The sequence below is a fragment of the Mycobacterium sp. URHB0021 genome (assembly GCF_054057895.1).
The window spans coordinates 560,010-582,303 of record NZ_JBSRZT010000002.1 but is presented as its reverse complement, the minus strand read 5'-3'; the positions used below and the strand labels follow the sequence as shown (position 1 = coordinate 582,303).

The following is a 22,294-nucleotide window of genomic DNA, read 5'->3' as shown; positions in this document are numbered from 1 at the left end:
CCACATCACAGCTGCAAGCATCCTTTTCTGTCGACGGTCTCTTTCGGCATTTGCCCTTGCCGTGCAGCCACTACATCGGATCCTCAGATGCAAAAACACTGAATCAACTAGTTGACCGGCGTACGAAGCTCCACCACGATGGCTGATGACTCCACAGTGACCGGCGTCACGTGCCAGGCACTGCAGAGATCGATCGCGCACCATCCGGCGTTTCAGCCCGCCCACACAGGAGTGACTTCCTATGCGAGACCCCCGGTACGACATCCTCTTCGAGCCCGTCAAGATCGGTCCGGTCACGGCTCGGAACCGCTTCTACCAGGTGCCTCACTGCAACGGCATGGGTTACCGCGATCCGTCGGGCGAGGCCTACATGCGCCGTGTCAAGGCCGAGGGCGGATGGGCCGTCGTCTGCACCGAACAGGTCGAGATTCATCCGACCTCCGACATCGGACCCTTCATCGAGTTGCGGCTCTGGGACGACCAGGATCTGCCCGCTCTGACGCGCATCTCGGACAAGATTCACGAGGGTGGCGCGTTGGCCGGCATCGAGCTGGCCCACAACGGACTCAACAGCCCCAACCTGATCAGCCGCGAGGCGCCGCTGGGGCCGCAGAACCTGCCGGTCGTGTCGTGGAATTACGATCCGGTCCAGGCCCGCGAGATGACCAAGGCCGACATCGCCGATATGCGCTTCTGGCATCGGGAGGCCGTCCGCCGTTCGCTGCGAGCAGGCTACGACATCGTCTACGTCTACGCCGGCCACGCGATCGGCGGACTCCACCATTTCCTGTCCCGCCGGTACAACAACCGCTCCGACGAATACGGCGGCAGCATCCAGAACCGGGCCCGCCTGCTACGCGAGATCCTCGAGGACACCCGCGAGGAATGCGACGGCAAAGCCGCTGTCGCATGCCGGATCTCGGTCGACGAACTGCTCGGTGACGAGGGCATCACCCGCGCTGAGATCGAGGACGTCATCGGCATGCTCGGTGAACATCCCGACCTCTGGGATTTCGTGCTGGGGAGCTGGGAGGACGACTCCGTGACATCGCGCTTCGGCCCGGAGGCCGAGCAGGAGCCCTACGTCCTGGGTCTCAGGGAGCTGACCACCAAACCTGTTGTGGGCGTGGGGCGATTCACCTCACCCGACATGATGGTGCATCAGGTGAAAACCGGGGTGCTCGACCTCATCGGCGCGGCCCGCCCTTCGATCGCCGACCCGTTCCTGCCGCGCAAGATCGAAACCGGTCAACTCGAGGACATCCGCGAGTGCATCGGCTGCAACATCTGCGTCTCGGGCGATTTCACGATGTCGCCGATCCGTTGCACCCAGAACCCGACCATGGGCGAGGAATTCCGGCGCGGTTGGCACCCGGAGCGCATCCGAAGCAAGTCGAGCGACGCCACCGTGCTCGTGGTCGGAGCCGGGCCGGCGGGTATGGAGGCCGCGCGCTCGCTCGGCAATCGCGGTTACGCCGTGAGCCTGGCCGAGGCGAGCCGGACGCTGGGCGGTCGTGTCGCGCGCGAGTCGACGCTGCCGAGCCTGTCGGCGTGGATTCGCGTCGTCGACTATCGCGAGCAGCAGATCCGCAAGCTCGACAACGTCGAGGTTTTCATGCAGAGCGAGATGACTGCCGACGACATCATCGAGAACGATTTCAATCATGTAATGATCGCCACCGGCGCGACCTGGCGGCACGACGGCGTCGGGCGCTGGCACACCACGCCGATGGAAATCGGGGACAGTGCTGAGGTTCTGAGCCCCGATGACATCCTGACCGGCTCTCGACCGCGCGGCAGCCGGGTGGTGGTATTCGATGACGACCACTACTACCTGGGCGGTGTCATCGCCGAGCTACTGGCGAGCGAGGGCGTCGACGTCACCTTGGTGACCCCGGCCGCCCACGTGTCGCAGTGGACCACCAACACACTGGAAGTGGCACGCATTCGCAAGCGGATCATCCGCGCCGGCGTCGACGTCCGCACCAACACCGCGGTCACCGCGGTCACCGCCGACGGTGTCCGCACGACATGCGTGTTCACGGGCGACCAGGGCGCACTGCCGGCAGACAGTGTGGTGACGGTGACCGCCCGGCTGCCCCACGATGCGCTCTACCACGAGTTGATGAGCCGCCAGACCGAGTGGGCCGACGCGGAGCTGCTCGGTGTCCGCGCCATCGGCGATGCCTGGGCTCCCTCAACCATCGCCGCCGCCGTCTGGTCGGGCCACCGCTATGCCGAGGAACTCGACGAGCCGCAGGCGCCGGGCCCCGTGCCCTACCTGCGTGAGGTCGCCGAGCTGGCTGCCGAACCCGTTGTATACCTTCCGATCACGCCGATCGAGCCCGTCCGAGCCTAGGAGCACCGTCTGTGACAACCACCGTGCAGGAATGGACCCGGCTGGCCGGCGAGCTCCAGCCGCGCAGCGAGATATTCATCGACGGCAAGTACCGCGCCGCCCGCTCCGGAGCGACCTTCGACTCGGTGAACCCGGCGACCGGCGAACTGCTGGCACGGGTCTCCTCAGCCGAAGCAGCCGATGTCGACGCGGCGGTCGCGTCCGCCCGCGCCGCATTCGAATCCGGATCCTGGTCACGGGCGTCGGCGTCGACGCGCAAGCGCGTACTCCAACGGCTGTCTGCACTGATCGCCGAGCACAGCCACGAATTGGCGCTGCTGGATTCGATGGACATGGGCAAGCTCGTCACAGAGGCGCACGACGTCGATGTGCCCTCGGCCGCTGATCTTTTCGCCTTCTACGGCGAGGCGATCGACAAACTCAACGGCGAGATCGCGCCGACGGAGCCGGGCAACCTGGCGCTGGTCACCCGCGAGCCGCTCGGCGTGATCGGTGCCGTGACACCGTGGAACTTCCCATTGGACCTGGCGGTGTGGAAGGTCGCTCCGGCACTGGCAGCCGGCAACAGCGTGATCCTCAAACCCGCTGAGCAAGCGCCTCTCTCGTCGATCCGGCTGGCGCAACTCGCGGTCGAGGCCGGCCTGCCCGATGGCGTGCTGAACGTCGTGCCCGGACTGGGCCCGACCGCCGGCGAGGCCTTGGGCCGTCACCACGACGTCGACGTGATCGCCTTCACCGGGTCGGGAAAGACCGGCAAACGATTCCTGCGCTACGCCGCGGACTCGAACGCCAAACAGGTGTGGCTGGAATGCGGCGGCAAGAGCCCCAACCTGGTCTTCGCCGACGCCGATCTGGATGATGCCGTGGACAAGGCAGTCTTCGGCGCGTTCTACAACCAGGGCGGTGTGCTCGTCGAACTCACGCCTGCTGCTGCACGCGTCGATCGCCGACGAATTCGTCTCGCGACTCGTCGAGCGCGCCACGGCGATGACGCCGGGTAACCCGCTGGATCCGGCGTCGACGATGGGTGCCATCGTCGACGAAGAACACACCGGCCGAGTGCTCGGTTTCATCGAGCGCGCCCGGGCGCAGGGGCGGGTCCTGGTGGGCGGTACTCGCGAAACCGTTGATGGTCGCGGCTGTTTCATCGCCCCAACCGTCGTCACCGATCTGGCCCCGACCGCCGAACTGGTCACCGAAGAGGTTTTCGGACCGGTGCTGGCGGTACAGCCGTTCGAAGACGAAGCCCAGGCCGTTAGGATGGCCAACGACACGGTGTATGGGTTGGCGGCCTCGGTCTGGACCAAGGATCTGTCGCGGGCCCACCGCGTGGCGGCGGCACTGCGGGCAGGCACCGTGTCGGTCAACACCGTCGATGCCCTGAGCGCGCAGACGCCGTTCGGTGGCTTCAAGCAATCCGGATTCGGCCGTGATCTGTCGTTGCACGCCCTGGACAAGTACACGGGTCTGAAGACGACCTGGATTGCGCTGTAGGTGACCGGCCCTGCAATGGAACACGTTGGCTGCCAGGTGATGCACAGATTCATGAAACACCGCGACCACACGCCGTTAACCGTCCCGTCATCAGCAAAACCGATCGGCTGCATCGGATTTGTGCGCTTTATGTCCGGAACTTCAGCACAAATACTGATGAGGTCGGCTCCGGGACGCCGACCCCCCATAATGCACGGCTCCGCACAGGAAAGTGAGCACGATATGACCCAGAACCCTGCGGTGTCTGAGCCGGTCGAGCGTCGAACCATCGAACACGTCCCGGTCCACGAGCGACACGGCCGCGCCCGTGACCTGTTCACCGTCTGGTTCGGCTCGAACATCATGCTCCTCACCATCATCACGGGTGCGCTGGCGACGACGGTGTTCGCCCTGCCCCTGTGGGCGGGTGCGCTCGCGATCGCGCTCGGAAACGTCATCGGCGGCGTCGTCATGGCGCTCCACGCCGCCCAGGGGCCGCAGATGGGCGTGCCCCAGATGTTGCAGACGCGCGCACAGTTCGGCTCCTACGGCAGCCTTCTCGTCGTCGTGCTGGTGATTTTCATGTACATCGGCTTCTTTGCGTCCAACGCAGTGCTCGGAGGTCAGGCGCTGGCCAAAGTGACCGGCATGCCCACCAACTGGGCCATCACCATCATCGGTCTGATCAGCGTCGTGGCCACCATCATCGGTTATCGCCTGATCCACCGGGTCACCGCGGTGCTGTCCGTCGTCGCCGGGGGTGCCCTGCTGGTCGCATTCTTCTGGATGGTGGTCGTCAACGGTGTCCCCGAGGCGACGTGGCACGGCGACGGCTTCACCTGGGCCGGCTTCATGGCCTCGCTGTCCGTCGCCGCACTGTGGCAAATCGCGTACGCGCCGTACGTGTCGGATTACACGCGGTACATGCCGAAGGACACGGGCCGCCGGGCCGCATTCTGGGGCACTTACACCGGCTGCCTGTTCGGATCCGTGCTGCCGATGCTGCTCGGCGTCTTGGTGGGTGCGGCGCTGCCGACGAGCGAAACCCTGGACGGCCTCTCGGAACTGACCCGCGGCGTGAGTACCGGTGTATTCGCCATCTTCGCGCTGGGTATCACCGCCACCAACGCGATGAACCTCTACTGTGGCGCCCTGTCCACCATCACCGTGGGCCAGAACCTGTTCCCGCGCTGGCGGCCCGCCGCCATGAGCCGTGCGGCGACCGCCCTCGTCCTGTTCGTCATCGCGATCATCCCGGCGTTGGTCAGCGCCGACGACTTCCTGGCCAACTACGCCAACTTCCTGGCACTGCTCCTGTGCGTCCTGATTCCCTGGACCGCGGTCAACCTTGTCGACTATTACCTGCTGCGTCACGGCGTGTACGACATCGACGCCCTGTTCGAACGAGACGGCGGCCGGTACGGCAAGTTCAACTGGGTGGCCATCGCGTGCTACTTCATTGGCATCGCGGTGCAGATCCCGTTCCTGTCCACGACGATGTTCACGGGGGTGGCCGCCAAAGCGCTGGGCGGCGCGGATATCTCGTGGATCGTCGGGCTGGCGGTCATCTGTCCGCTGTACTACGTGCTGATGCGGTCAAAGATGTCGGATGCCGAACTGAGGCTCGAAGGTGTGCCGGACGACGCGAAGACCGCGGCGTGACGCCCAGCGATTACGTCATCGTCGGGGGTGGAACCGCCGGATGCATCGTGGCGTCCCGGCTCTCGGAGGACCCGGACGTCTCGGTCACCGTCGTCGAAGCCGGCCCGTCCGACGAGCATGAGCCGCGCGCCCGTGACATCCGTCGCTGGGCCGAGATGCTCGAGGGCGAATACGATTTCGACTACCGGAGTGTCCCGCAGCTGCGCGGCAACTCGGGGATCCGGCAGGCCCGCATGCGCATCCTGGGTGGCTGCTCGACGGCCAACACCATGATCACCTGGCGGCCGTTGCCGGCCGATCTCGAGGAATGGGCGGCCTACGGCATTACCGGATGGGACACCCGATCGGTGCACGCCGCCTACGACCGCATTCTGGCGCCGGTGCAACCGGTCGCCGATCAGGACCGCAATCCCTACGTCGCCGACGTCGTCGATTCGGCCCAGCGGGCATTGGACCTGCCTGCCCGTCGCGGGTGGAATTCGGATCCGGATTTCGCCGCCACCGGGCGGGGTGCCGGATTCTTCGAGATCGGCTACACCCCGGAGAGCCATCTGAGGTCGTCGACGTCGGTGCACTACCTGCATGATGCGATCCGCAACCGCCCCAACCTGGTGGTTGCGCACGGCCGGCATGCGCAACGGCTTCTCATCGACAACGGTGTCGTCGTCGGGGTGCTCACCCGCGACGACCACGGCGTCCCGCACGAATTCCGGGCCGAGCGCGAGGTGGTGGTGTGCTGCGGGGCGATCGACTCGCCGAAATTGTTGCAGCTGTCCGGGATCGGACCGCGTGAGGTGTTGGATGCGGCGGGGGTCCGGACGGTCGTCGACCTGCCGGGTGTGGGTGAGAACCTGATGGATCATGCCGAAGGGCTGATCGTCTGGGAGGCCGCCCGCGATGTCCCGGATACGCGCGCGACGGGATGGGATGCCGGCGCCGCCGTGCGTCTCAGCGAGGACGGCCCCGCCCGGCCCGACGTGCTGATGCATTTCCCGGTCGAGGCTGTCGCGGATCACGCCGTGGCGCGCGGCGTCGTGATGCCGGACCGCATCGTGTCGATCGCCCCGAACGTGGCCAAGCCGCACAGTCGTGGGCGGGTGTGGATCACCTCCGGCGACCCCGAACAGTCACCGTCGATCGACTACCGCTATTTCACCGACCCCGACGGCCACGACGAGGCAATGCTGATCGCCGGGATTCGTCTGGCCCGCCGTATTGCGGCCACTGCGCCGATGTCCGATTGGCTTGTGCGAGAAGTTTTCCCGGGATCAGATGTTCAATCCGACGAAGAACTGTCCGATGCGCTGCGCGCGACCCATCAGACGGTGTATCACGTGTCGGGAACCTGCCGGATGGGCGCCGACGACGATTCCATGGCGGTGTGTGATTCTCGGCTGAGCGTGCGCGGCATCGAGAACCTGCGAGTCGTGGACGCGTCGGTGTTCCCCACCCTGCCCTCGGTCAACCCGGTCGGGACCGTCATGACCGTCGCCGAACATGCCAGCGCCATGCTGCTCGCCGATCGCGGCGCAGCCACTGCCGGCGCGACGCACCGTTAGGATCCGCCGATGTTCGCCGACCACATTTTCACCAACGCCGCTGTCTTTGCGCCTGATCCGGCCGAGGCCGCCGACACCGTCGCCGTCAACGACGGCGTGATCATCAGCGTGGGCCGCGGCGTTGATCGGGACCTGATCGGATCCCGTACCGAAATCACCGATCTGGCCGGTCGCAGTCTGCTGCCCGGTTTCATCGACGCGCACGCACATCCGGTTGCCGCCGGGATGGCCTCCCTTCGATGCGATCTTTCGGGCCTTCCGCACGACCGCGACCGCTATCTCGACGCGATCGGCGACTATGCGCGACGGCACCCCGACGAGACGGTGATCGCCGGGGCCGGCTGGTACGGCGACGCCTTTCCGGACGGCTTCCCCACCCGACACGACATCGACTCCGTGGTCGCCGACCGGCCGGTCGTGCTGACCAGCCATGACTTCCACGGCGCATGGGTGAACTCACGTGCGCTGGAGAAGGCCGGAATCGATTCGCGCACCGTCGACCCCGCCGGTGGTCGCATCATCCGCGATCACACCGGCGAGCCGACCGGGATGCTGATGGAGCGCGGCGGAGATCGCGTCAACGATCTGATTCCGGCGGTCACACCCGAGTTCATGCACCGCGCGCTGCTCGAGGCGCAGCGTCGGCTGCATTCGGTGGGGGTGACCGGCTGGCAGGACGCCGCCGTGGGGGCGGACTTCTTCGGCATGACGGACAACTTCGACACCTACGTCGACGCCGACGCCGCAGGAGAGCTGACTGCGCGCGTGGTCGGCGCGTTGTGGTGGGAGGCCGAACGGGGTGTCGAGCAGCTCGATGAGCTGTGTGCGCGCCGAAACAGCACCGGGCATTCGCGATTCACCGCCGGCATGGTCAAGGTGATGCAGGACGGCATCTGCGAGAACTGCACCGCGGCGATGCTGGCGCCGTATCGGGCGGTGGCTGATCACGAGGCGCTGCGTGGCCTGTCCTTCATCGAACCCGAGGAACTCAGGAAGATCACCGCGCTGCTGGCGGGCAACCGGTTCGGGATCCATATGCACGCGGTAGGCGACCGGGCGGTGCGCGAATGCCTCGACGCGCTGGAGCACGCCATCGGCGAACACCCGGGGTTCGACGGCCGCCACCAGATCGCGCATCTGGATGTGGTTGACCCGCACGATATTCCACGGTTCTCCGGGTTGGGTGTCATCGCCAACATCCAGGCCCTGTGGGCGCGGCGCGACACCGAGATCGTGGAACGCAAGCTTCCGCTTCTGGGTCCGGAGCGGGAGCCCTGGCATTTCCCTTTCGGGTCCATCGAACGCCACGGCGCCACCCTCGCGATGGGCAGTGACTGGCCGGTGACCGATCCGAATCCGTTGTGGGCCATTCACACCGCGGTACACCGCACCGGCAGCCATGCCGACCCCCATGCGATCGGCGACGGCGTCTTCGACACTCCGCTTCAGGCGCAGGAAGGCATCTTGTTGCGCTCGGCCATCTCGGCCTACACCGTCGGCTCAGCCTTCGCCAACCATGCCGATGCGCTCACCGGAAGCATCGAGGTGGGTAAACAGGCCGACCTCGTGGCGCTCGACGGCGACATCTTCAGCGCCGACGACATCGGCCTGGTGCAACCGGTCCTGACCATGGTGGGCGGCGCTACGGTGTACCGCTCCGACTAGTGTGAGTCGTTGATTTGTATGCCGTAGTTGCGGACGGATTCGAGTATTTGGTCGGCGGTCCTGGTCCAGATGTTGAGTTGGCGCATTGAGGTGTGCTGCTCGGGCATCGCGAAGCCGGCTGATGGCGTCCGATCAGGTTGGGCCTGTTGGCATCTGATCCCGGCCGGGTTCGGGTGGCCCGAATTTGTCGGACCTGGCTGTGATGATGGGGTTATGTCTTCGACCGCTTCGCTTGAGGTGCCGGTGGTGCGGGCTGGCGAGCGTGTTGAGGTGTTGTTCGGGGAGTTGTCGGAGTTGGCGGGGCAGCGCAATGCCATTGATGGGCGCATTGTGCAGATCGTCGCGGAGTTGGATCACGACGGGTTGTGCGGGTCGACGGGGGCGCGGTCGATCGCGGCGTTGGTGGCCTGGAAGCTGGGCGCCTCGTCGGGCAACGCCGCCACGATCGCCGCCATCGCGCACCGGTTGCCGGTGTTTCCGCGCTGCGCGCAGGGGATGCGGGAGGGTCGGCTGTCGCTGGATCAGGTCGGGGTGATCGCCGGCGGCGCCGCCGATGGCTCTGATGAGCATTATGCGGAGTTCGCCCGTGTCGCCTCGGTGTCGCAGTTGCGTACCGCGGTCAAGCTCGAACCCCCACCCGAACCCGACCCCGACCCGCAGCCCGAGCCGCAGCCCGAGCCCGAGTCGGAGCCGGAGCCGGAGCCGCGGGTTTCGATCAGCTCCACCTCCGATGAGCAGTTCTGCTATTACCGGATCACGTTGCCGCATCTGGAGGCGGCGAAGTTCGACGCGGCCCTGGCGTCTCATCGTGAGGCCCTGGTCGCCGAGTGGAAACGCGATCACGCCGCCGGCGGCGACGCGTCCGGGCGGCGGCCGCCGCTCCCGTCCACCGGCGCGGCGTTTCTGCGGCTGGTCGATGCCGGCTGGGACGCCGAGGCGGCGGCCCGCCCCCACGGGCAGCACACCACCGTGGTGGTGCATGTGGATGTGCAAGACCAGGTCGCGCAGTTGCATCTGGGTCCGCTGCTGTCGGCTGCTGACCGGCGTTACCTGAGCTGTGATGCCACCTGCGAGGTGTGGTTCCAACGCGCCGGGGCGCCGATCGGGGCCGGGCGGGCGTCTCGGGTGATCAGCCGCCGGCTGCGCCGCGCCCTGGAGTACCGCGACCGCAGCTGTGCGGTGCCCGGGTGTGCGGCCACCCGGGGTTTGCATGCGCATCACCTGTGGCATTGGGAAGACGGCGGACCCACCGAGCTGGACAACCTGGTGCCGCTGCTGTGCCCCTACCATCACCGGCTGCACCACCGCGGCGGCATCACCATCACCGGACCCCCAGCCCAGTTGTGCGTCACCGACAACACCGGCCGCACCCTGACCCCGGGATCGCTGGCCCGCCCCCCGACCCAGCCCCCACCCGCGGTCCCACCCTGTCCGGGACCCACCGGCGAACGCGCCCACTGGTGGTGGTACCAACCCTTCCAACCCCAACCACCACCCACACCCACACCCAACTAGCTCCAACCCCCGAAACCGCGTCGTACGCCGAAGGGCAACCGGGTTGAGGCATATAGAAATCCATTCGCAATACGCTTGCCCATGCCGCTGACCGCATACGTGCCGAACGGATGAATGACCTTGCCGCTCAGATCGACACCGTCGATGAAGGTACGCATGTCGGCGACGATTTCGGTGTTTCCCACGTCGAGGTCGGTGCGGTCGCCGCAGTAGTATTCTCACCGGCTCGGGATAAGAAGGCCAGCAGTACCTTCGATGGCCCCGGGACGCTGCTCGTCTCCGGGGCCACCTGTGGTTGCGTCGCGGCCGGGATGGTGCAAACGGACTGCAGCGGACGATGTGGCTTCCGAGCAGTCCGCTGCCGAAGATCGATGATCCCTTGAGGATTTTCGTCGGTTCATGTCGGTGACGTGTTCGAGCGGTGGTGCTTCGACGCCGGTTCGGGGGAGCTGGCCGGTGGAGTCGCTCGCCGTGAGCGGGTACGGCCGCGACGGCGGTGTTGAGCTGACGTAACGCGTCGTCGCTGAATTTGGAGACGCACATCTTCGGTGCCGTGGCGATGATCAAGGCGGTCCTGCCGGGCATCCGTAGCCTGGCCGGCGCGATGGCCGACCTGGCGCGCCGGTCGGGTGCCATCGTCAACGTCTCCTCGATGGCGCTGCGCTCACTCCGGTCGGATCGGGCTACTATTCGGCTGCCAAGTCCGCACTGGAGGGACTGAGCGGCTCGCTGCGCGGTGAGCTTGCGCCGCTGAGGATTCGGTGACCATCGTGGAGCCCGGTTGCATTCCGCACCGACTTCGCCGGGCGTTCACCGACCCAGCCCGCAGCCGCCATCGACGACTACGCCGACACCGCAGGCAAGCGACGAAGGGAACACGACACCGTCCACGGCACTCGGCAGGCGACCCCGCCAAAGCAGCGACGGCGATCACCGCTGCCGTCAAACACGCCACGCCGCCTGGCTTCCTGTTACTCGCCTCCGACGCTCTGGCCGTATATCGCGGGGTCGCAAAAGCGCGCATCGCCGACGTGACGGAGTGGGAAGCACTCAGCACCGATTACACCGCCTGAGTGCTTACGAGAGGCGGCCACGGCCTCACCGTGTCCGATTCGTACAAGACCGCGGGGCTGCGGCCCGGTATCAACGCGGTATGAGCCAATCCGATCTGCAAGCACTACCCAACGTCGGGCCCGCCGTCGCCAAGATGCTGGTCGACGCGGGCATCGAGCGACTGGACGACCTCCGCGGGCAGACCGCCGACCGGCTGTACCGCCGGCTGTGTCAGTCGGCCGGCCACCGCCTCGATCCCTGCCTGCTCGACACTCTCGTCTCCGTCTTCGACCACGCCAATGGCGCTCCACCACAACCGTGGTGGCACTACAGCCGGCTTCGGGTCGACGCGCGTTCGGCCTGGCGATACGAGGCGCTTGTTCATGCCCGTTTGCCGCTCGATGCGTGAGGTTTGCCGTCGCGTAAGGTTGGTTAATACTACTAAGTATCTGTAGTTGGTCCCAACGCTGGAGTCCTGCAAATGCACCTGATCAAGACCACACTGCCCGCCCTGGCCGTCGCGGGGTGGCTCACCGCCGTCGCATTGGGCGTGGGCGTTGCGCTCGCGAGCGCCGACCCGGCTCCGCCGCCACCGGTGCCCGTCCAAGGCGAGGTGCCGCCGCCCAATGCGCCGCGGAAGCCCGCCGAGGTCTGGGACGGGCAGCCTGTTGTGTGGACCTCAGGTTGGGGCGGACGCTGGGGCGTGTGGATCAACGGAGGGTTCATCACGCTGTCGCCGAACATCAACACCGGTGGCGGCTGACGAGTCCGCAGCGTTTCAGGTGGCAAGTGTGAGATACATGATGTGCAGCCCCACCCGACCATGCCTGCGCGACCGAAATGCGCCCGGCACCGTTCCGACGATCTCGAACCCGAGCGACTGCCAGAGTCGGACGGCGCGGAGATTCGTCTCGACGACGGCGTTGAACTGAATGCCGGCGTAACCGTTTCGGCGGTGCCAGTCGATGACCCACGCACCCATCGCGCGCCCTACGCCGCGGACGCTGCTGTCGGGATCGACCATGAAGCTGGCGGTCCCGATGTGATCGCCACGGCCGGGCCGGTTCGGGCCCATCTTCGCTGTCCCGACGACGTTCCCGTCAGCCATGGCGACGATCGTGTGGCCGGGCGGAGGCTCGAACCACAGTCGCGAGATGTCGTCGTCGCCGAGTTCGTCGGGATAGGCGTAGCTCTCGCCGGCAGCGACGATCGGGCGAACAATGGCGGCGATCTGCGGAAGGTCGCTGGCCTGCGCCGTGCGTATCTCCATGCGTTTGAGGCTAGGACGCCCCCGGCTCGCCGCCCGTCCAAGCCTCCGCCGGTCGGGCGTACCACTTACGCACAATGGCTATATAAAACGGACGGTGAACCGATATGGGAGTGAGGACGACGGCATGACGGCGACGATGACCGGTCCGCCGCAGCCACCGCACACGAGTGATGCCGAGGTGGCCGCACCCAAGCGCAACCTGATCTTCGTCGCCGTGCTCCTGGGGATGCTGCTGGCCGCCCTGGACCAGACGATCGTGGCGACGGCGCTGCCCACCGTGGTGGCTGACCTCGGTGGCGCCGGGCACCAGTCGTGGGTGGTGACCAGCTATCTGCTGGCGTCGACGGTCGTGACGGCGATCGTCGGCAAACTCGGCGACATGATCGGTCGAAAGACCGTCTTCATCGCCGCCGTGCTGTTCTTCATGGCCGGCTCGGTGGTCTGCGGCCTCGCGGGCTCGTTGACCGTGCTGGTGGCAGCACGCGCCCTGCAGGGCATCGGGGGCGGCGCGATCATGGTCACCGCGACCGCGGTGATCGGCGAAGTCATCCCGCTGCGGGAACGCGGCCGCTACCAGGGCGCCCTTGGTGCGGTGTTCGGTGTCACCACGGTGATCGGCCCGCTGCTCGGCGGCTTCTTCACCGACCACTTGAGCTGGCGCTGGGCGTTCTGGGTCAACGTGCCGGTGGCCGTCATCGTGATCGTGGTCGCCGTCGCGGCAATCCCCAGTCTCGGCAAGACCGCACGTCCGGTCATCGACTACGCCGGCATCGTCCTGGTCGGTCTGGGCGCCACCGGGCTCACCCTGGCGACGAGTTGGGGCGGCAATACCTACCCCTGGGGTTCGGTGACGATCATCGGGCTGTTCATCGGGTCTGTGGTTGCCTTGGTCGCATTCGTCGCCGTAGAGCTGAGGGCCACCGAACCGATCCTGCCGATGCGTTTGTTCCGCGAGCCGGTCTTCGCCGTGTGCTGTGTGCTGTCGTTCGTCGTCGGCTTCGCGATGCTCGGCGCGTTGACCTTCCTGCCGACCTTCATGCAGTTCGTCGACGGCGTATCGGCTACCACCTCGGGGCTGCACACCTTGCCGATGGTCGTCGGTCTGCTCGCCATGTCGATGGGTAGCGGTGTAATCGTCGGCCGCACCGGGCGCTACAAGATCTTTCCGGTGGCCGGAACGGCGGTGATGGCAGTCGGTTTCATCCTGCTGTCACGGATGGGCCCGGACACCTCCACCTTCCTTCAATCGATCTACCTGGTTGTGCTCGGCGCCGGGATCGGCATGTGCATGCAGGTTCTGGTTCTGATCGTGCAGAACACCGTCGACTTCGCCGACTTGGGCGTGGCGACCTCCGGTGTCACCTTCTTCCGCACCATCGGCAGCTCGTTCGGCGCGGCCATATTCGGTTCGCTGTTCAACAACTTCCTGCAAAGCCGGATCGGGGACGCCCTGGCACACAGCGGTGCACCCCCCGAGGCGGCGCAGTCCCCGGACGCCCTGCACCGGCTGTCCCCGGAGATGGCCGCACCGATCGCGGCCGCCTACGCCGACGCCCTCGACCAGGTGTTCCTGTGGGCCGCGCCGGTGGCAGTGGTCGGATTCGTGTTGGCGTTGATGCTCAAGCAGGTTCCACTCCGCAACAACGCCGTCAGCACCGCGGTCGATATGGGTGAAGGTTTCGCGATGCCGACGACCGACTCGCCGGATCAACTGCTGGAGAACGCCGTCGGCCGGCTGATCCGCCAAGGCTCCGGTGTGCAGCTGCGCGCCCTCGCGCAGCGGCCGGACAGCAGGCTCGACGTCGGGCGGCTATGGGCGCTTCTGCAGGTCTACCGCTTCGGCCAGGCCGCTGGTCAGGCCCGACTCGGTGACATCGCCAACCACGTCCGGGTGCCGGCCGAAATCCTCGAACCCGCCTTCGACCGACTGGTCGCCACCGGCTACGCCGAGCGAACCGGAGATACCTTCTGGCTGACACCCACCGGGGCGCACCAGGTGGATTTCGTTCGCACCGGGATGGTCGATTGGCTGACCCAGCGGCTCGCCCAATCGTCCGGGTTACAGGCCCGTCCGGACCCGCATCAGGTCGGAGACGCGATGGAGCGCATCGCACAAAATGTTTTGGTTCAACGAGATTGGAGTGACGACGCCACTCAGGCGATGCGGATGCGTCCCCCACGCCGGGCGGTTCAGCCGCCCGATCGGCCCCCGGCCCCCAGGCCGCCACGGCCCACTACGGCACCCAGTCCTACGCAAGGGATGCGCGCACCCGCGCCGCGACCCAGCGAACCGCCCACCACACGCCTACGCCCACCTGGTCCGCCACCACGGCCTCCGCGGCCTCCAGGGCCCCCTCGACCTCCGCACCGGTAGCCGCGCTCGCGTGGCCACCGAATCGATGTTTCATGTCGACGCCGACCGGGCAGACTCGACGGTGCCCCGCCACGCTACTCATTTCGGGGGCCAGCATCGCCGGCCCCGCCCTCGCCCATCAACTGGCCGCGCGCGGATGGCGCTCAACGGTCCTGGAGCGCGCCCCGCGGCGACGCGAGGAGGGCCACCACATCGATGTCCGCGGTGCCGCCCGTGAGGTCGCTCACCGGATGGGCATCGAGGACGACATTCGCGCAGCCAATACCCGCGAGGTCGGCATGCGGTTCGTCGACGACGACGGCTCTGCGGTCGCATCGTTTCCCATGGCCGCCGCCGGCGAGTTCGACGGCCCCACCGCCGAGTTGCGGGAGAGCTCCCCGGCGAGGATGTAGGCGCCGATGTCTTGTCGACGGGAACGAGCCCGGTGACCAGCGTGACGCTGCGGGTGTTACAGGCAGTCGAGCGGTGTCAACAGGCCGGCGGCGGGGCATCCATCCGGGATGTCGCCGAGTTCATGGCCGTGGAGCATTCGACCGCCAGTCGCACCGTGGCCGCCATCGTCTCGGCCGGACTGTTGACGAAGACGTCGGCCACCGATCAACGGCGGTGTGTGTTGGTGTTGACCGACGTCGGCCGCAAGGCTCTCGCGGAGGTGACGGAGCGGCGGCACGAGCTGGTCGCCGGGACGATCGCCGACTGGCCCGACGATGATGTCGACACGCTGGTCGCCCTGTTGGGCCGATTGGCGCAACGCTTCGAACGCGCGGCCGGCGCATGATCGCAGAGACCACCGCTGTTCCCAAGGCGCGCGGTGCGCTCGGGCTGATGTTCGATCCGGTCTTCGGCGCGCTGTTCTGGGGCAAGATATTCGCGGTCGTCGCGGTGTGGACGCACAGTATCGTCGCCGCCATCGTGATGTACGACGCGACGCATTCGGCGCTGATGGTCAGGCTGGTCGGAGTGGTGCAGTTCGGACCGCAGTTTGAGCCCGACCAGCGGCAAGTGGGCCGACACCGGGAACCCGGCACGGCAGATCCTGCTCGGTAGGGTGCTGTGCGTCGCGGGTTCCGGGTCCGTGGCCGCGTGGCTGTTCATCGATCCCGGGCGGCAGGGCATGGCCGCCGGGCTCCCGGTGCTGCTCGGCTCGCTGTTGGTCGGCTTCGGCTTCGTCGTCGGCGGGCCCGCGATGCAGTCGATCGTGCCGACCCTGATCCGCGACGGTGAACTCTCGACGGCGATGGCGCTCAACAGCATTCCGATGACGATCGGCCGCATCGTGGGCCCGGCTGCCGGTGCGTACCTGGCGGCGCACCTCGGGTCCGCCGCCGGTTTCGCCGTAAGTGCCGGACTGCACCTCGTATTCGCGGTCTTTCTCATCGTGGTGCGCTTCCCATCTCCTCCCGAGCGTCGCTCCGGGGTCGACTACCGCGTGCGGGCTGCTGTCAGGTACGTCTGGCGGGACCGCCCGCTGTTGTTGGCGCTGGTCGCGGTGACGACGGTCGGGATCGCATCGGACCCATCGATCACGCTGGCCCCGTCGATGGCCGACGCGCTCGGTGGCGACACCCGACTCGTCGGGACGTTGTCGGCAACGTTCGGCATCGGCGCGGCGGTCGGGATGACGGCGCTCACCTTGATGCGGGGCCGGATGGCCTCCGCGCTGGTGTCGTCGATCGGATTGACGGGGTGGCTGCGGGCTGTGCAGTGCTCGCGTTCGCGACGGTACCGACGGTGGCGCTCGCCGGATTCGCGCTGGCCGGCCTCGGCTTTGGCTGGGCCATGACCGGTCTCAGCGCGGTGGTGCAGGAACGAGCGCCGGCGGAGTTGCGGGGCCGCATCATGGCCCTGTGGCTGGTCGGGTTCGTCGGCTCGCGCCCCATCGCGGCAGCGCTGCTCGGCGGGACCGCGGACCTGGTCAGCGTGCAGGCGGCGTTCGCGGCTGCTGCTGCGCTCAGCGCGGTCGTGGCGCTGGTGTGCCGGCCGTCGAATCTCGTTGGACCACAGCAACAGCACATCTGACAGCGGCATGGAGAGAGCGCGATAGTCACCAAGATTTCGCCGTCCTGACGTGTTGGCAGTGGTAACCCCGGGGTATCGCCGCGAATGGTGAGCGACGTCTCGCGGGCTGCGTCGGCATGCGCCAGGGTTCGGCGACGGGACACACCTCGTTGCCGATGATGCCGCGCAACTTCCCCGGGCGGTCGGGCACTCCGCTGGAACCGAAAGACGCACAGAGGGTTTCGCGATTCACGAGCCGAACATCTCCCGTTTGCCAACCCCGCTTCATTGCTCGACGAGTTCGAGCCCCCGTCCTGTTGAAGCTCGGCGACAACATCTCGACCGACGAGATCTCGCGGGTAAGGGGCCCGCGCCCTGCGGTATCGGTCGTCCATCTCCAAGCTGGCCCAGTTCAGCTTCACGGCATACTTGCGCTGCAATTCATCGACGACACGCTGGCGTTGACGAATCTGCACGATGCACTCGGCGGCGTGAACGAGATCGTTTCGGGCGCGACATCGACTGTCGCCGCGGCAGATCGAGTACTGCCGGCCGGGGGTCTCATTCCGCAACTGACGCGCAAGAACAGCAGCGCCCGACGGCACGCTATGGTTTCTTGGCCGAGCGGCCGTCGGGCGTGATGAACACGGACGCGCGGCGTACCTGGATTCGCTCGGCGATACTGCTAAGGGCCGCGGCCACCGAATCGACAACGTCGACGCGCTCATCAGACGACGCCGCCGAGTCCCGCAGCGCCGGGTGGATGACCAGCGTGAGCTCGGTGCCCGCGGCGTCGCGATCGTCTTCGATGGTCCGCATAAGTTCCTGCAGTAGTGCGGTGTCGAACCCGTCGGAGCTGATGAGGTCCAGAACGAGCGGGACCCTGGAGCCGGGTGAACCGGCGAAGACTGGCCGATACGAGGCCGCGGTTCGCCGGACCGATTCGACCCGTCAGCTGCACCAGGGTCGCGACGCTGCGCACTTGGGCACGGATTTGCACACCGTGGCACTCAACGACGCAACCGGTGCTGGCCGGCGACCGCTGACCGTGACTGGTGAACATGCGCAGACCCGATCTGCCGAAGGAAGATTGTGTGCCTCGAGGATGCGTCGTCCCGCGGACCACGCCGCCCGCACCTTGGCTGCAGACTCAACCGTTTAGGTAGTCTAGCCCGGCGGCGCCGCGATCGCAGCCGTCCGAAACCCGGCGAATATTCACCGAATGCCCTCGCCGGCACTCGGTTTGAGCCGAAGATCGGATCCTCGGTGAGGCGATATCGTTCGTTTCAAGACCGGTGACTTCGCAGTATGGCCACAACGTGGCTCAGACGAGATCAGCTCGTCGGGGTTGTGCGTCGGCTTCTGGGTTCTCGCTGAGGTATCGGGCTTCGCTCCCGCTGGAGATACCCTGACTCACCTGTACCGTTCCGGGCAATCTGACTCATCACGCGTTGGAATCGTTTGAGACCTATTCCCGGGGGCACACTTCGGCGATGTGCTTCTCGGCGACGACCGACGTTGCCGTGGGCGCGGCCTTGGCGCCCATTGCCGTGCTTCCGCATCGTGAAGTAAGACACCGGCGAGAGTTGCCCTTCGCGCTGTTGCCGACTGTCTTCGCGGTGCGCCAGTTCATCGAAGCGTTCATCTGGACGCGACAGGACGGCAGCCCGCCGTCGTCCCTCACTCACCTTGCAGTGCTGACGTACCTGTTTATCGCCTTCCCGTTGTTGCCGACGCGCGTCCCGCTGGGAGGCTGCTGCTAGAACACACGGCGCCCGGTTGCGGGTGGCACCCTTCGTCGGACTGGGTGTGATCGTGTCGGCCTACCTCGTGGTGGCGATCTTCACCAAACCCGTTAGCGCTCAGGAGCTTCCGCATTCCCCGGCCTATCACACGGGCGTCGAGGACGGCGGTCTCTGGGCCGTACTGTACGTTGTGGCCGTCATCGGGCCCACCGTGTTGTATATCCCTCCATCGTGTGCTTCGGACTTCTCAACTTGATCGGCCTCGTCGTAGTGGCGGTGGTCTACGTCGAGGCCTTCGCATCGGTGTGGTGCATCTACGCCGCCGCGGTGTCGATGCTCGTGATGGTGCACATGATGCGGCGGCGCCGACTGAGCGATCCTCACCGCCACCAAGGGTTGGCCCTGCACCATGGGCTGGCCGCCAACACGTGACTTCGCTGACTGAAGTTCCGTCCGGCGGCCAGCGGAGTCCGAGGTCCGTTCTGAGATACCGAACATGGCCGAGGCGCTCCCGGGTGGTGTTTCGTGCGGACAGCCGCGGGTACCCGCCCGCAGTCGCAGTCGTGCGGTGGTGTGGCCGAGATCGCGAGGGAGAAACATGGCCGAGGAAGTCTCCGACTTCGTATTGAAGCGCTTACGCGAGTGGGGCGTTGAGCATGTATTCGCCTACCCGGGCGACGGCATCAACGGATTGGTTGCCGCGTTCGGACGCTCGGACAACCATCCGCGGTTCGTCCAGGCCAGACACGAGGAGATGGCCGCTTTCGAGGCGACTGGCTACGCCAAGTTCTCCGGCCGCGTGGGCGTATGCATGGCCACCTCCGGTCCCGGTGCGATCCATCTGCTCAACGGTTTGTACGACGCCAAGCTGGACCACGTTCCGGTGGTGGCGATCGTCGGCCAGACCGCGCGCAGCGCCATGGGCGGCAGTTACCAGCAGGAGGTCGATCTGCAAGCGCTGTTCAAGGACGTAGCCAGCGACTATCTCGTCGAGGTCAATGTGGCGAGCCAGCTGCCCAACGCTCTCGACCGGGCGATCCGGACCGCGCTGACACGAAGGGCACCAACTGCCCTCATCATTCCGTCCGACCTTCAGGAGGAGCCCTATGAGGCGCCCGGGCACGAGTTCAAACAGGTGCCGTCAAGCGCCCCGAGCTTCGAGCGTCCGCTTCTGCGGCCCAATCCCGATCAGGTGCGCAAGGCAGCCGACATCCTGAATGCCGGTGAGAAGGTGGCCGTCCTCATCGGTCAGGGCGCGCGCTCGGCGGCTTCCCAGGTGAGCCAGGTGGCCGAACTGACAGGCGCTGGAGTGGCAAAGGCGTTGTTGGGCAAAGATGTCTTGCCAGACGACTTGCCCTACGTCACCGGATCGATCGGCCTCCTCGGCACCAGGCCCAGCTACGAGCTGATGCGCGACTGCGACACACTGCTGATCGTCGGATCTAACTTCCCCTACAGCCAGTTCATGCCGAAGTACGGGCAGGCCAGGGCGATTCAGGTCGATATCGACGGCACATCGATCGGCATGCGCTATCCGACGGAGCTCAACATCGTGGCGGACGCCGCGGCCACCCTCGACGAACTGATTCCGTTGCTACAGCGCAAGCACGACAGATCGTGGCGGGACACGATCGAGGAGAACGTTGGCCGTTGGTGGGAAACCATTGAGCGACAAAGCAAATTGTCGGCCAAACCGGTGAATCCGATGCGAATCGCCTGGGAGCTGTCTGAGCGGCTGCCATCCGACGCGATCGTGACAGCGGACTCCGGCTCGTCGACCAACTGGTACGCCCGCTGCCTTCGTTTCCGTGACGGCGTGCGGGGCTCGTTGTCCGGCACTTTGGCCACCATGGGACCCGCTGTGCCCTACGCGATCGGAGCCAAATTCGCCCACCCCGACCGGCCGGTGATCGCGATGGTCGGCGACGGCGCTATGCAGATGAACGGCCTGGCCGAGCTGTTGACCATCCGCCGATATCGCGATCTGTGGCCGGATCCGCGCCTGATCGTCTGCGTGTTCCACAACAACGACCTCAACCAGGTCACATGGGAGCTGCGGGCCATGGGGGGATCGCCGAAGTTCGTAGAGTCCCAGAGCCTTCCCGACGTGTCGTACGCCGATATCGCTCGCACGATGGGGTTGCACGCAATGGCGGTCGATACCGAGGAAGCGATCGGTGCGGCGTGGGAGCAGGCACTGGCGGCCGACGGTCCGACTGTCCTGGACATCCGCTGCGATCCCGAGATGCCGCCCATTCCGCCGCACGCCACCTACGAGCAGGGCAAGGAACTCATGACGTCGATCGTCAAGGGCGATCCGGCGGCATGGCACCTGATGATGCTGGGCGCCAAGACGAAGGCCCAAGAGTTCGTTCCGCACCGCGGCTGATGACGAGGCCGGGCGGTTTCATCGCCGAGGTCCGCCGCACCGGCAACGGGCTGCTGCTGCGGGTGTGCCTGATCGCGGCGATCGGCGGTCTGCTGTTCGGGCACGACACCGGCGTCATATCGGGTGCGCTGCTTTACATCAAGGACGACCTGCACGCCGGCTCGTTCGAACAGGAGGCAATCGTCGCGGCCGTGCTGCTCGGCGCCATGGTCGGCGCTGCGCCGCTGTACATCTCCGAATGGCGCCGCCACGGATTCGCGGCGGTCTGGTGTCGTTCAACCAGCTCGCCGTCACCGCCGGCATCCTGGTCGCCTACGTGGCCAATTTCGCGCTGAAGGACGTCGGCGAGAACTGGCGGTGGATGCTCGGCATCGCTGCGATTCCCGGGGCCGCCTTGGCCGTCGGGATGCTGTCGGTACCTCAGACACCGCGGTGGCTGGTATCTGTCGGCCGTGAACAGAAGGCGTGCGACGTCTGGGTCGGGGTGCGGGCGGGCGACGAGAACGCCGATGTCGACGCGGAGATGGACGCCATCGTCGAGGCGCACCGCAAGCAACGCCGATCGTCGCTGAGGGACCTGGCCGGCCGGGCGGTGCGGCCGATGCTCGTCGTGGGCGTGGTGCTGGCGTTGGCGCAGCAGTTCGTCGGCGTCAACACCGTCATCTACTACGCACCCGCCATCCTGTCCGACACCGGGCTGTCCAATAGCGAGTCATTGGCGAACACTGTTCTGGTCGGTGTCACCAATGTGGTCTTCACCGTCGTGGCGGTGCTGCTGCTGGATCGGGTCGGGCGCCGCAAGCTGCTGATCACCGGCACTGTGGGGCTGCTGTGCGGTCTGCTGATACTGGCGGTGTACTTCACCTCGCCCACCCTTCAAGACAAGGCCGGCTATCTCGCGCTGGTTGGTCTTGTGGTGTTCATCGCGTCCTTCGCCATCGGGCTGGGGCCGGTGTTCTGGTTGATGATCTCAGAGATCTTCCCGATCGGCGTGCGCAGCAAGGCGATGGCCGTGTGCACCATCGCGAACTGGGCAGCAATTTCGTCGTCGCGCAGACTTTCCTGAGCCTGGGCAAGCTGATCACCCGGCAGGGCGTGTTCTATCTGTACGCCGTTTTGGCCGCAGCGTCGCTGGTGTTTTTCGTCGCCCAGGTTCCTGCGACACGGGGGCGCTCGCTGGAAGACGTCCAAGCCCAGCTGACCGGGACGTGACCGCCGTGGCACGAATCCCG

19 protein-coding genes and 4 pseudogenes are annotated in these 22,294 nt (G+C 66.5%); 20 read left to right on the top strand and 3 right to left on the bottom strand.

Annotated features, from left to right (window positions below; genetic code table 11):
* The first annotated feature begins 241 nt into the window (after positions 1 to 241).
* The 6 genes and pseudogenes from ACVWWN_RS04925 to ACVWWN_RS04900 all read left to right on the top strand — a co-directional run bounded on the left by ACVWWN_RS04925 (position 242) and on the right by ACVWWN_RS04900 (position 10,233).
* Positions 242 to 2,359, top strand: coding sequence for an oxidoreductase (locus ACVWWN_RS04925; protein WP_457142895.1), 2,118 nt, complete (start codon positions 242 to 244; stop codon positions 2,357 to 2,359).
* A gap of 11 nt (positions 2,360 to 2,370) precedes the next feature.
* Positions 2,371 to 3,853 (top strand): annotated as a pseudogene (locus ACVWWN_RS04920) (aldehyde dehydrogenase).
* 222 nt (positions 3,854 to 4,075) lie between these two features.
* Positions 4,076 to 5,494 (top strand): purine-cytosine permease family protein, encoded by a 1,419-nt coding sequence (locus tag ACVWWN_RS04915; RefSeq protein ID WP_457142894.1) that lies wholly within the window; start codon positions 4,076 to 4,078, stop codon positions 5,492 to 5,494.
* The gene (locus ACVWWN_RS04910; RefSeq protein ID WP_457142893.1) at positions 5,491 to 7,053 is read left to right on the top strand and encodes a GMC family oxidoreductase; all 1,563 of its coding nucleotides are present in this window, start codon (positions 5,491 to 5,493) and stop codon (positions 7,051 to 7,053) included. Before ACVWWN_RS04915 ends, ACVWWN_RS04910 begins: the two co-directional genes overlap by 4 nt.
* Before the next feature lie 9 nt (positions 7,054 to 7,062).
* Positions 7,063 to 8,718, top strand: coding sequence for an amidohydrolase (locus ACVWWN_RS04905; protein ID WP_457142892.1), 1,656 nt, complete (start codon positions 7,063 to 7,065; stop codon positions 8,716 to 8,718).
* Positions 8,719 to 8,931: 213 nt separating this feature from the next.
* Complete coding sequence (locus tag ACVWWN_RS04900; RefSeq protein ID WP_457142891.1) at positions 8,932 to 10,233, top strand: DUF222 domain-containing protein; 1,302 nt, start codon at positions 8,932 to 8,934, stop codon at positions 10,231 to 10,233.
* Here ACVWWN_RS04900 and ACVWWN_RS04895 read toward each other — a convergent pair.
* Positions 10,230 to 10,418 (bottom strand): hypothetical protein, encoded by a 189-nt coding sequence (locus tag ACVWWN_RS04895; protein ID WP_457142890.1) that lies wholly within the window; start codon positions 10,416 to 10,418, stop codon positions 10,230 to 10,232. The genes ACVWWN_RS04900 and ACVWWN_RS04895 overlap by 4 nt on opposite strands.
* Before the next feature lie 368 nt (positions 10,419 to 10,786).
* On the opposite strand from ACVWWN_RS04895, the gene ACVWWN_RS04890 reads away from it, so the two are divergent.
* The 4 genes from ACVWWN_RS04890 to ACVWWN_RS04875 all read left to right on the top strand — a co-directional run bounded on the left by ACVWWN_RS04890 (position 10,787) and on the right by ACVWWN_RS04875 (position 12,049).
* On the top strand, positions 10,787 to 10,954 hold the full coding sequence (locus tag ACVWWN_RS04890; protein WP_457142889.1) for a hypothetical protein: 168 nt from the start codon (positions 10,787 to 10,789) through the stop codon (positions 10,952 to 10,954).
* A gap of 40 nt (positions 10,955 to 10,994) precedes the next feature.
* The gene (locus tag ACVWWN_RS04885) at positions 10,995 to 11,306 is read left to right on the top strand and encodes a hypothetical protein (RefSeq protein WP_457142888.1); all 312 of its coding nucleotides are present in this window, start codon (positions 10,995 to 10,997) and stop codon (positions 11,304 to 11,306) included.
* A gap of 80 nt (positions 11,307 to 11,386) precedes the next feature.
* Complete coding sequence (locus tag ACVWWN_RS04880; RefSeq protein WP_457142887.1) at positions 11,387 to 11,695, top strand: helix-hairpin-helix domain-containing protein; 309 nt, start codon at positions 11,387 to 11,389, stop codon at positions 11,693 to 11,695.
* 72 nt (positions 11,696 to 11,767) lie between these two features.
* Complete coding sequence (locus ACVWWN_RS04875) at positions 11,768 to 12,049, top strand: hypothetical protein (RefSeq protein WP_457142886.1); 282 nt, start codon at positions 11,768 to 11,770, stop codon at positions 12,047 to 12,049.
* Between the two features lie 15 nt (positions 12,050 to 12,064).
* Here the strand turns inward: ACVWWN_RS04875 and ACVWWN_RS04870 are convergent, their stop codons facing one another.
* Positions 12,065 to 12,556, bottom strand: a complete 492-nt coding sequence (locus ACVWWN_RS04870) for an N-acetyltransferase family protein (RefSeq protein ID WP_457142885.1) — start codon at positions 12,554 to 12,556, stop codon at positions 12,065 to 12,067.
* A 124-nt stretch (positions 12,557 to 12,680) separates the two neighbouring features.
* Here ACVWWN_RS04870 and ACVWWN_RS04865 point away from each other — a divergent pair, with 124 nt between their 5' ends.
* The 5 genes and pseudogenes from ACVWWN_RS04865 to ACVWWN_RS04845 all read left to right on the top strand — a co-directional run.
* The gene (locus ACVWWN_RS04865; protein ID WP_457148997.1) at positions 12,681 to 14,930 is read left to right on the top strand and encodes an MDR family MFS transporter; all 2,250 of its coding nucleotides are present in this window, start codon (positions 12,681 to 12,683) and stop codon (positions 14,928 to 14,930) included.
* 32 nt (positions 14,931 to 14,962) lie between these two features.
* Positions 14,963 to 15,322, top strand: coding sequence for a hypothetical protein (locus ACVWWN_RS04860; RefSeq protein WP_457142884.1), 360 nt, complete (start codon positions 14,963 to 14,965; stop codon positions 15,320 to 15,322).
* Positions 15,323 to 15,333: 11 nt separating this feature from the next.
* On the top strand, positions 15,334 to 15,708 hold the full coding sequence (locus ACVWWN_RS04855; protein ID WP_457142883.1) for a MarR family winged helix-turn-helix transcriptional regulator: 375 nt from the start codon (positions 15,334 to 15,336) through the stop codon (positions 15,706 to 15,708).
* Positions 15,705 to 16,949, top strand: a pseudogene (locus ACVWWN_RS04850) (MFS transporter). Before ACVWWN_RS04855 ends, ACVWWN_RS04850 begins: the two are co-directional and overlap by 4 nt.
* A gap of 104 nt (positions 16,950 to 17,053) precedes the next feature.
* Positions 17,054 to 17,351 (top strand): annotated as a pseudogene (locus ACVWWN_RS04845) (aconitate hydratase); the annotation flags it as partial.
* A 183-nt stretch (positions 17,352 to 17,534) separates the two neighbouring features.
* Here ACVWWN_RS04845 and ACVWWN_RS04840 read toward each other — a convergent pair.
* Positions 17,535 to 17,747, bottom strand: coding sequence for a hypothetical protein (locus ACVWWN_RS04840; RefSeq protein WP_457142882.1), 213 nt, complete (start codon positions 17,745 to 17,747; stop codon positions 17,535 to 17,537).
* A 674-nt stretch (positions 17,748 to 18,421) separates the two neighbouring features.
* Between ACVWWN_RS04840 and ACVWWN_RS04835 the strand changes: the two genes are divergently transcribed.
* From ACVWWN_RS04835 to ACVWWN_RS04815, 5 genes and pseudogenes are all read left to right on the top strand, one after another.
* The gene (locus ACVWWN_RS04835; protein WP_457142881.1) at positions 18,422 to 18,691 is read left to right on the top strand and encodes a DUF6629 family protein; all 270 of its coding nucleotides are present in this window, start codon (positions 18,422 to 18,424) and stop codon (positions 18,689 to 18,691) included.
* Between the two features lie 213 nt (positions 18,692 to 18,904).
* Positions 18,905 to 19,105 carry a hypothetical protein gene (locus ACVWWN_RS04830; RefSeq protein WP_457142880.1) on the top strand — a complete coding sequence of 67 codons (201 nt, stop codon included), beginning with the start codon at positions 18,905 to 18,907 and terminating at the stop codon, positions 19,103 to 19,105.
* A 166-nt stretch (positions 19,106 to 19,271) separates the two neighbouring features.
* Complete coding sequence (locus tag ACVWWN_RS04825; RefSeq protein WP_457142879.1) at positions 19,272 to 21,062, top strand: thiamine pyrophosphate-requiring protein; 1,791 nt, start codon at positions 19,272 to 19,274, stop codon at positions 21,060 to 21,062.
* Positions 21,062 to 21,397 (top strand): MFS transporter, encoded by a 336-nt coding sequence (locus ACVWWN_RS04820; protein ID WP_457142878.1) that lies wholly within the window; start codon positions 21,062 to 21,064, stop codon positions 21,395 to 21,397. Before ACVWWN_RS04825 ends, ACVWWN_RS04820 begins: the two co-directional genes overlap by 1 nt.
* Positions 21,301 to 22,274: pseudogene (locus ACVWWN_RS04815) on the top strand (sugar porter family MFS transporter). The gene ACVWWN_RS04820 and the pseudogene ACVWWN_RS04815 overlap by 97 nt, the downstream one beginning before the upstream one ends.
* Positions 22,275 to 22,294: the final 20 nt, after the last annotated feature.

Excerpts from the sequence above, each read along its gene's own strand:
- ACVWWN_RS04925 (WP_457142895.1), top strand. The coding sequence starts at position 242 with ATGCGAGACCCCCGGTACGACATCCTCTTCGAGCCCGTCAAGATCGGT.
- ACVWWN_RS04915 (WP_457142894.1), top strand. The coding sequence starts at position 4,076 with ATGACCCAGAACCCTGCGGTGTCTGAGCCGGTCGAGCGTCGAACCATC.
- ACVWWN_RS04905 (WP_457142892.1), top strand. The coding sequence starts at position 7,063 with ATGTTCGCCGACCACATTTTCACCAACGCCGCTGTCTTTGCGCCTGAT.
- ACVWWN_RS04900 (WP_457142891.1), top strand. The coding sequence starts at position 8,932 with ATGTCTTCGACCGCTTCGCTTGAGGTGCCGGTGGTGCGGGCTGGCGAG.
- ACVWWN_RS04880 (WP_457142887.1), top strand. The coding sequence starts at position 11,387 with ATGAGCCAATCCGATCTGCAAGCACTACCCAACGTCGGGCCCGCCGTC.
- ACVWWN_RS04875 (WP_457142886.1), top strand. The coding sequence starts at position 11,768 with ATGCACCTGATCAAGACCACACTGCCCGCCCTGGCCGTCGCGGGGTGG.
- ACVWWN_RS04870 (WP_457142885.1), bottom strand. The coding sequence starts at position 12,556 with ATGGAGATACGCACGGCGCAGGCCAGCGACCTTCCGCAGATCGCCGCC.
- ACVWWN_RS04865 (WP_457148997.1), top strand. The coding sequence starts at position 12,681 with ATGACGGCGACGATGACCGGTCCGCCGCAGCCACCGCACACGAGTGAT.
- ACVWWN_RS04860 (WP_457142884.1), top strand. The coding sequence starts at position 14,963 with ATGTCGACGCCGACCGGGCAGACTCGACGGTGCCCCGCCACGCTACTC.
- ACVWWN_RS04840 (WP_457142882.1), bottom strand. The coding sequence starts at position 17,747 with ATGCGGACCATCGAAGACGATCGCGACGCCGCGGGCACCGAGCTCACG.
- ACVWWN_RS04835 (WP_457142881.1), top strand. The coding sequence starts at position 18,422 with ATGTGCTTCTCGGCGACGACCGACGTTGCCGTGGGCGCGGCCTTGGCG.
- ACVWWN_RS04825 (WP_457142879.1), top strand. The coding sequence starts at position 19,272 with ATGGCCGAGGAAGTCTCCGACTTCGTATTGAAGCGCTTACGCGAGTGG.
- ACVWWN_RS04820 (WP_457142878.1), top strand. The coding sequence starts at position 21,062 with ATGACGAGGCCGGGCGGTTTCATCGCCGAGGTCCGCCGCACCGGCAAC.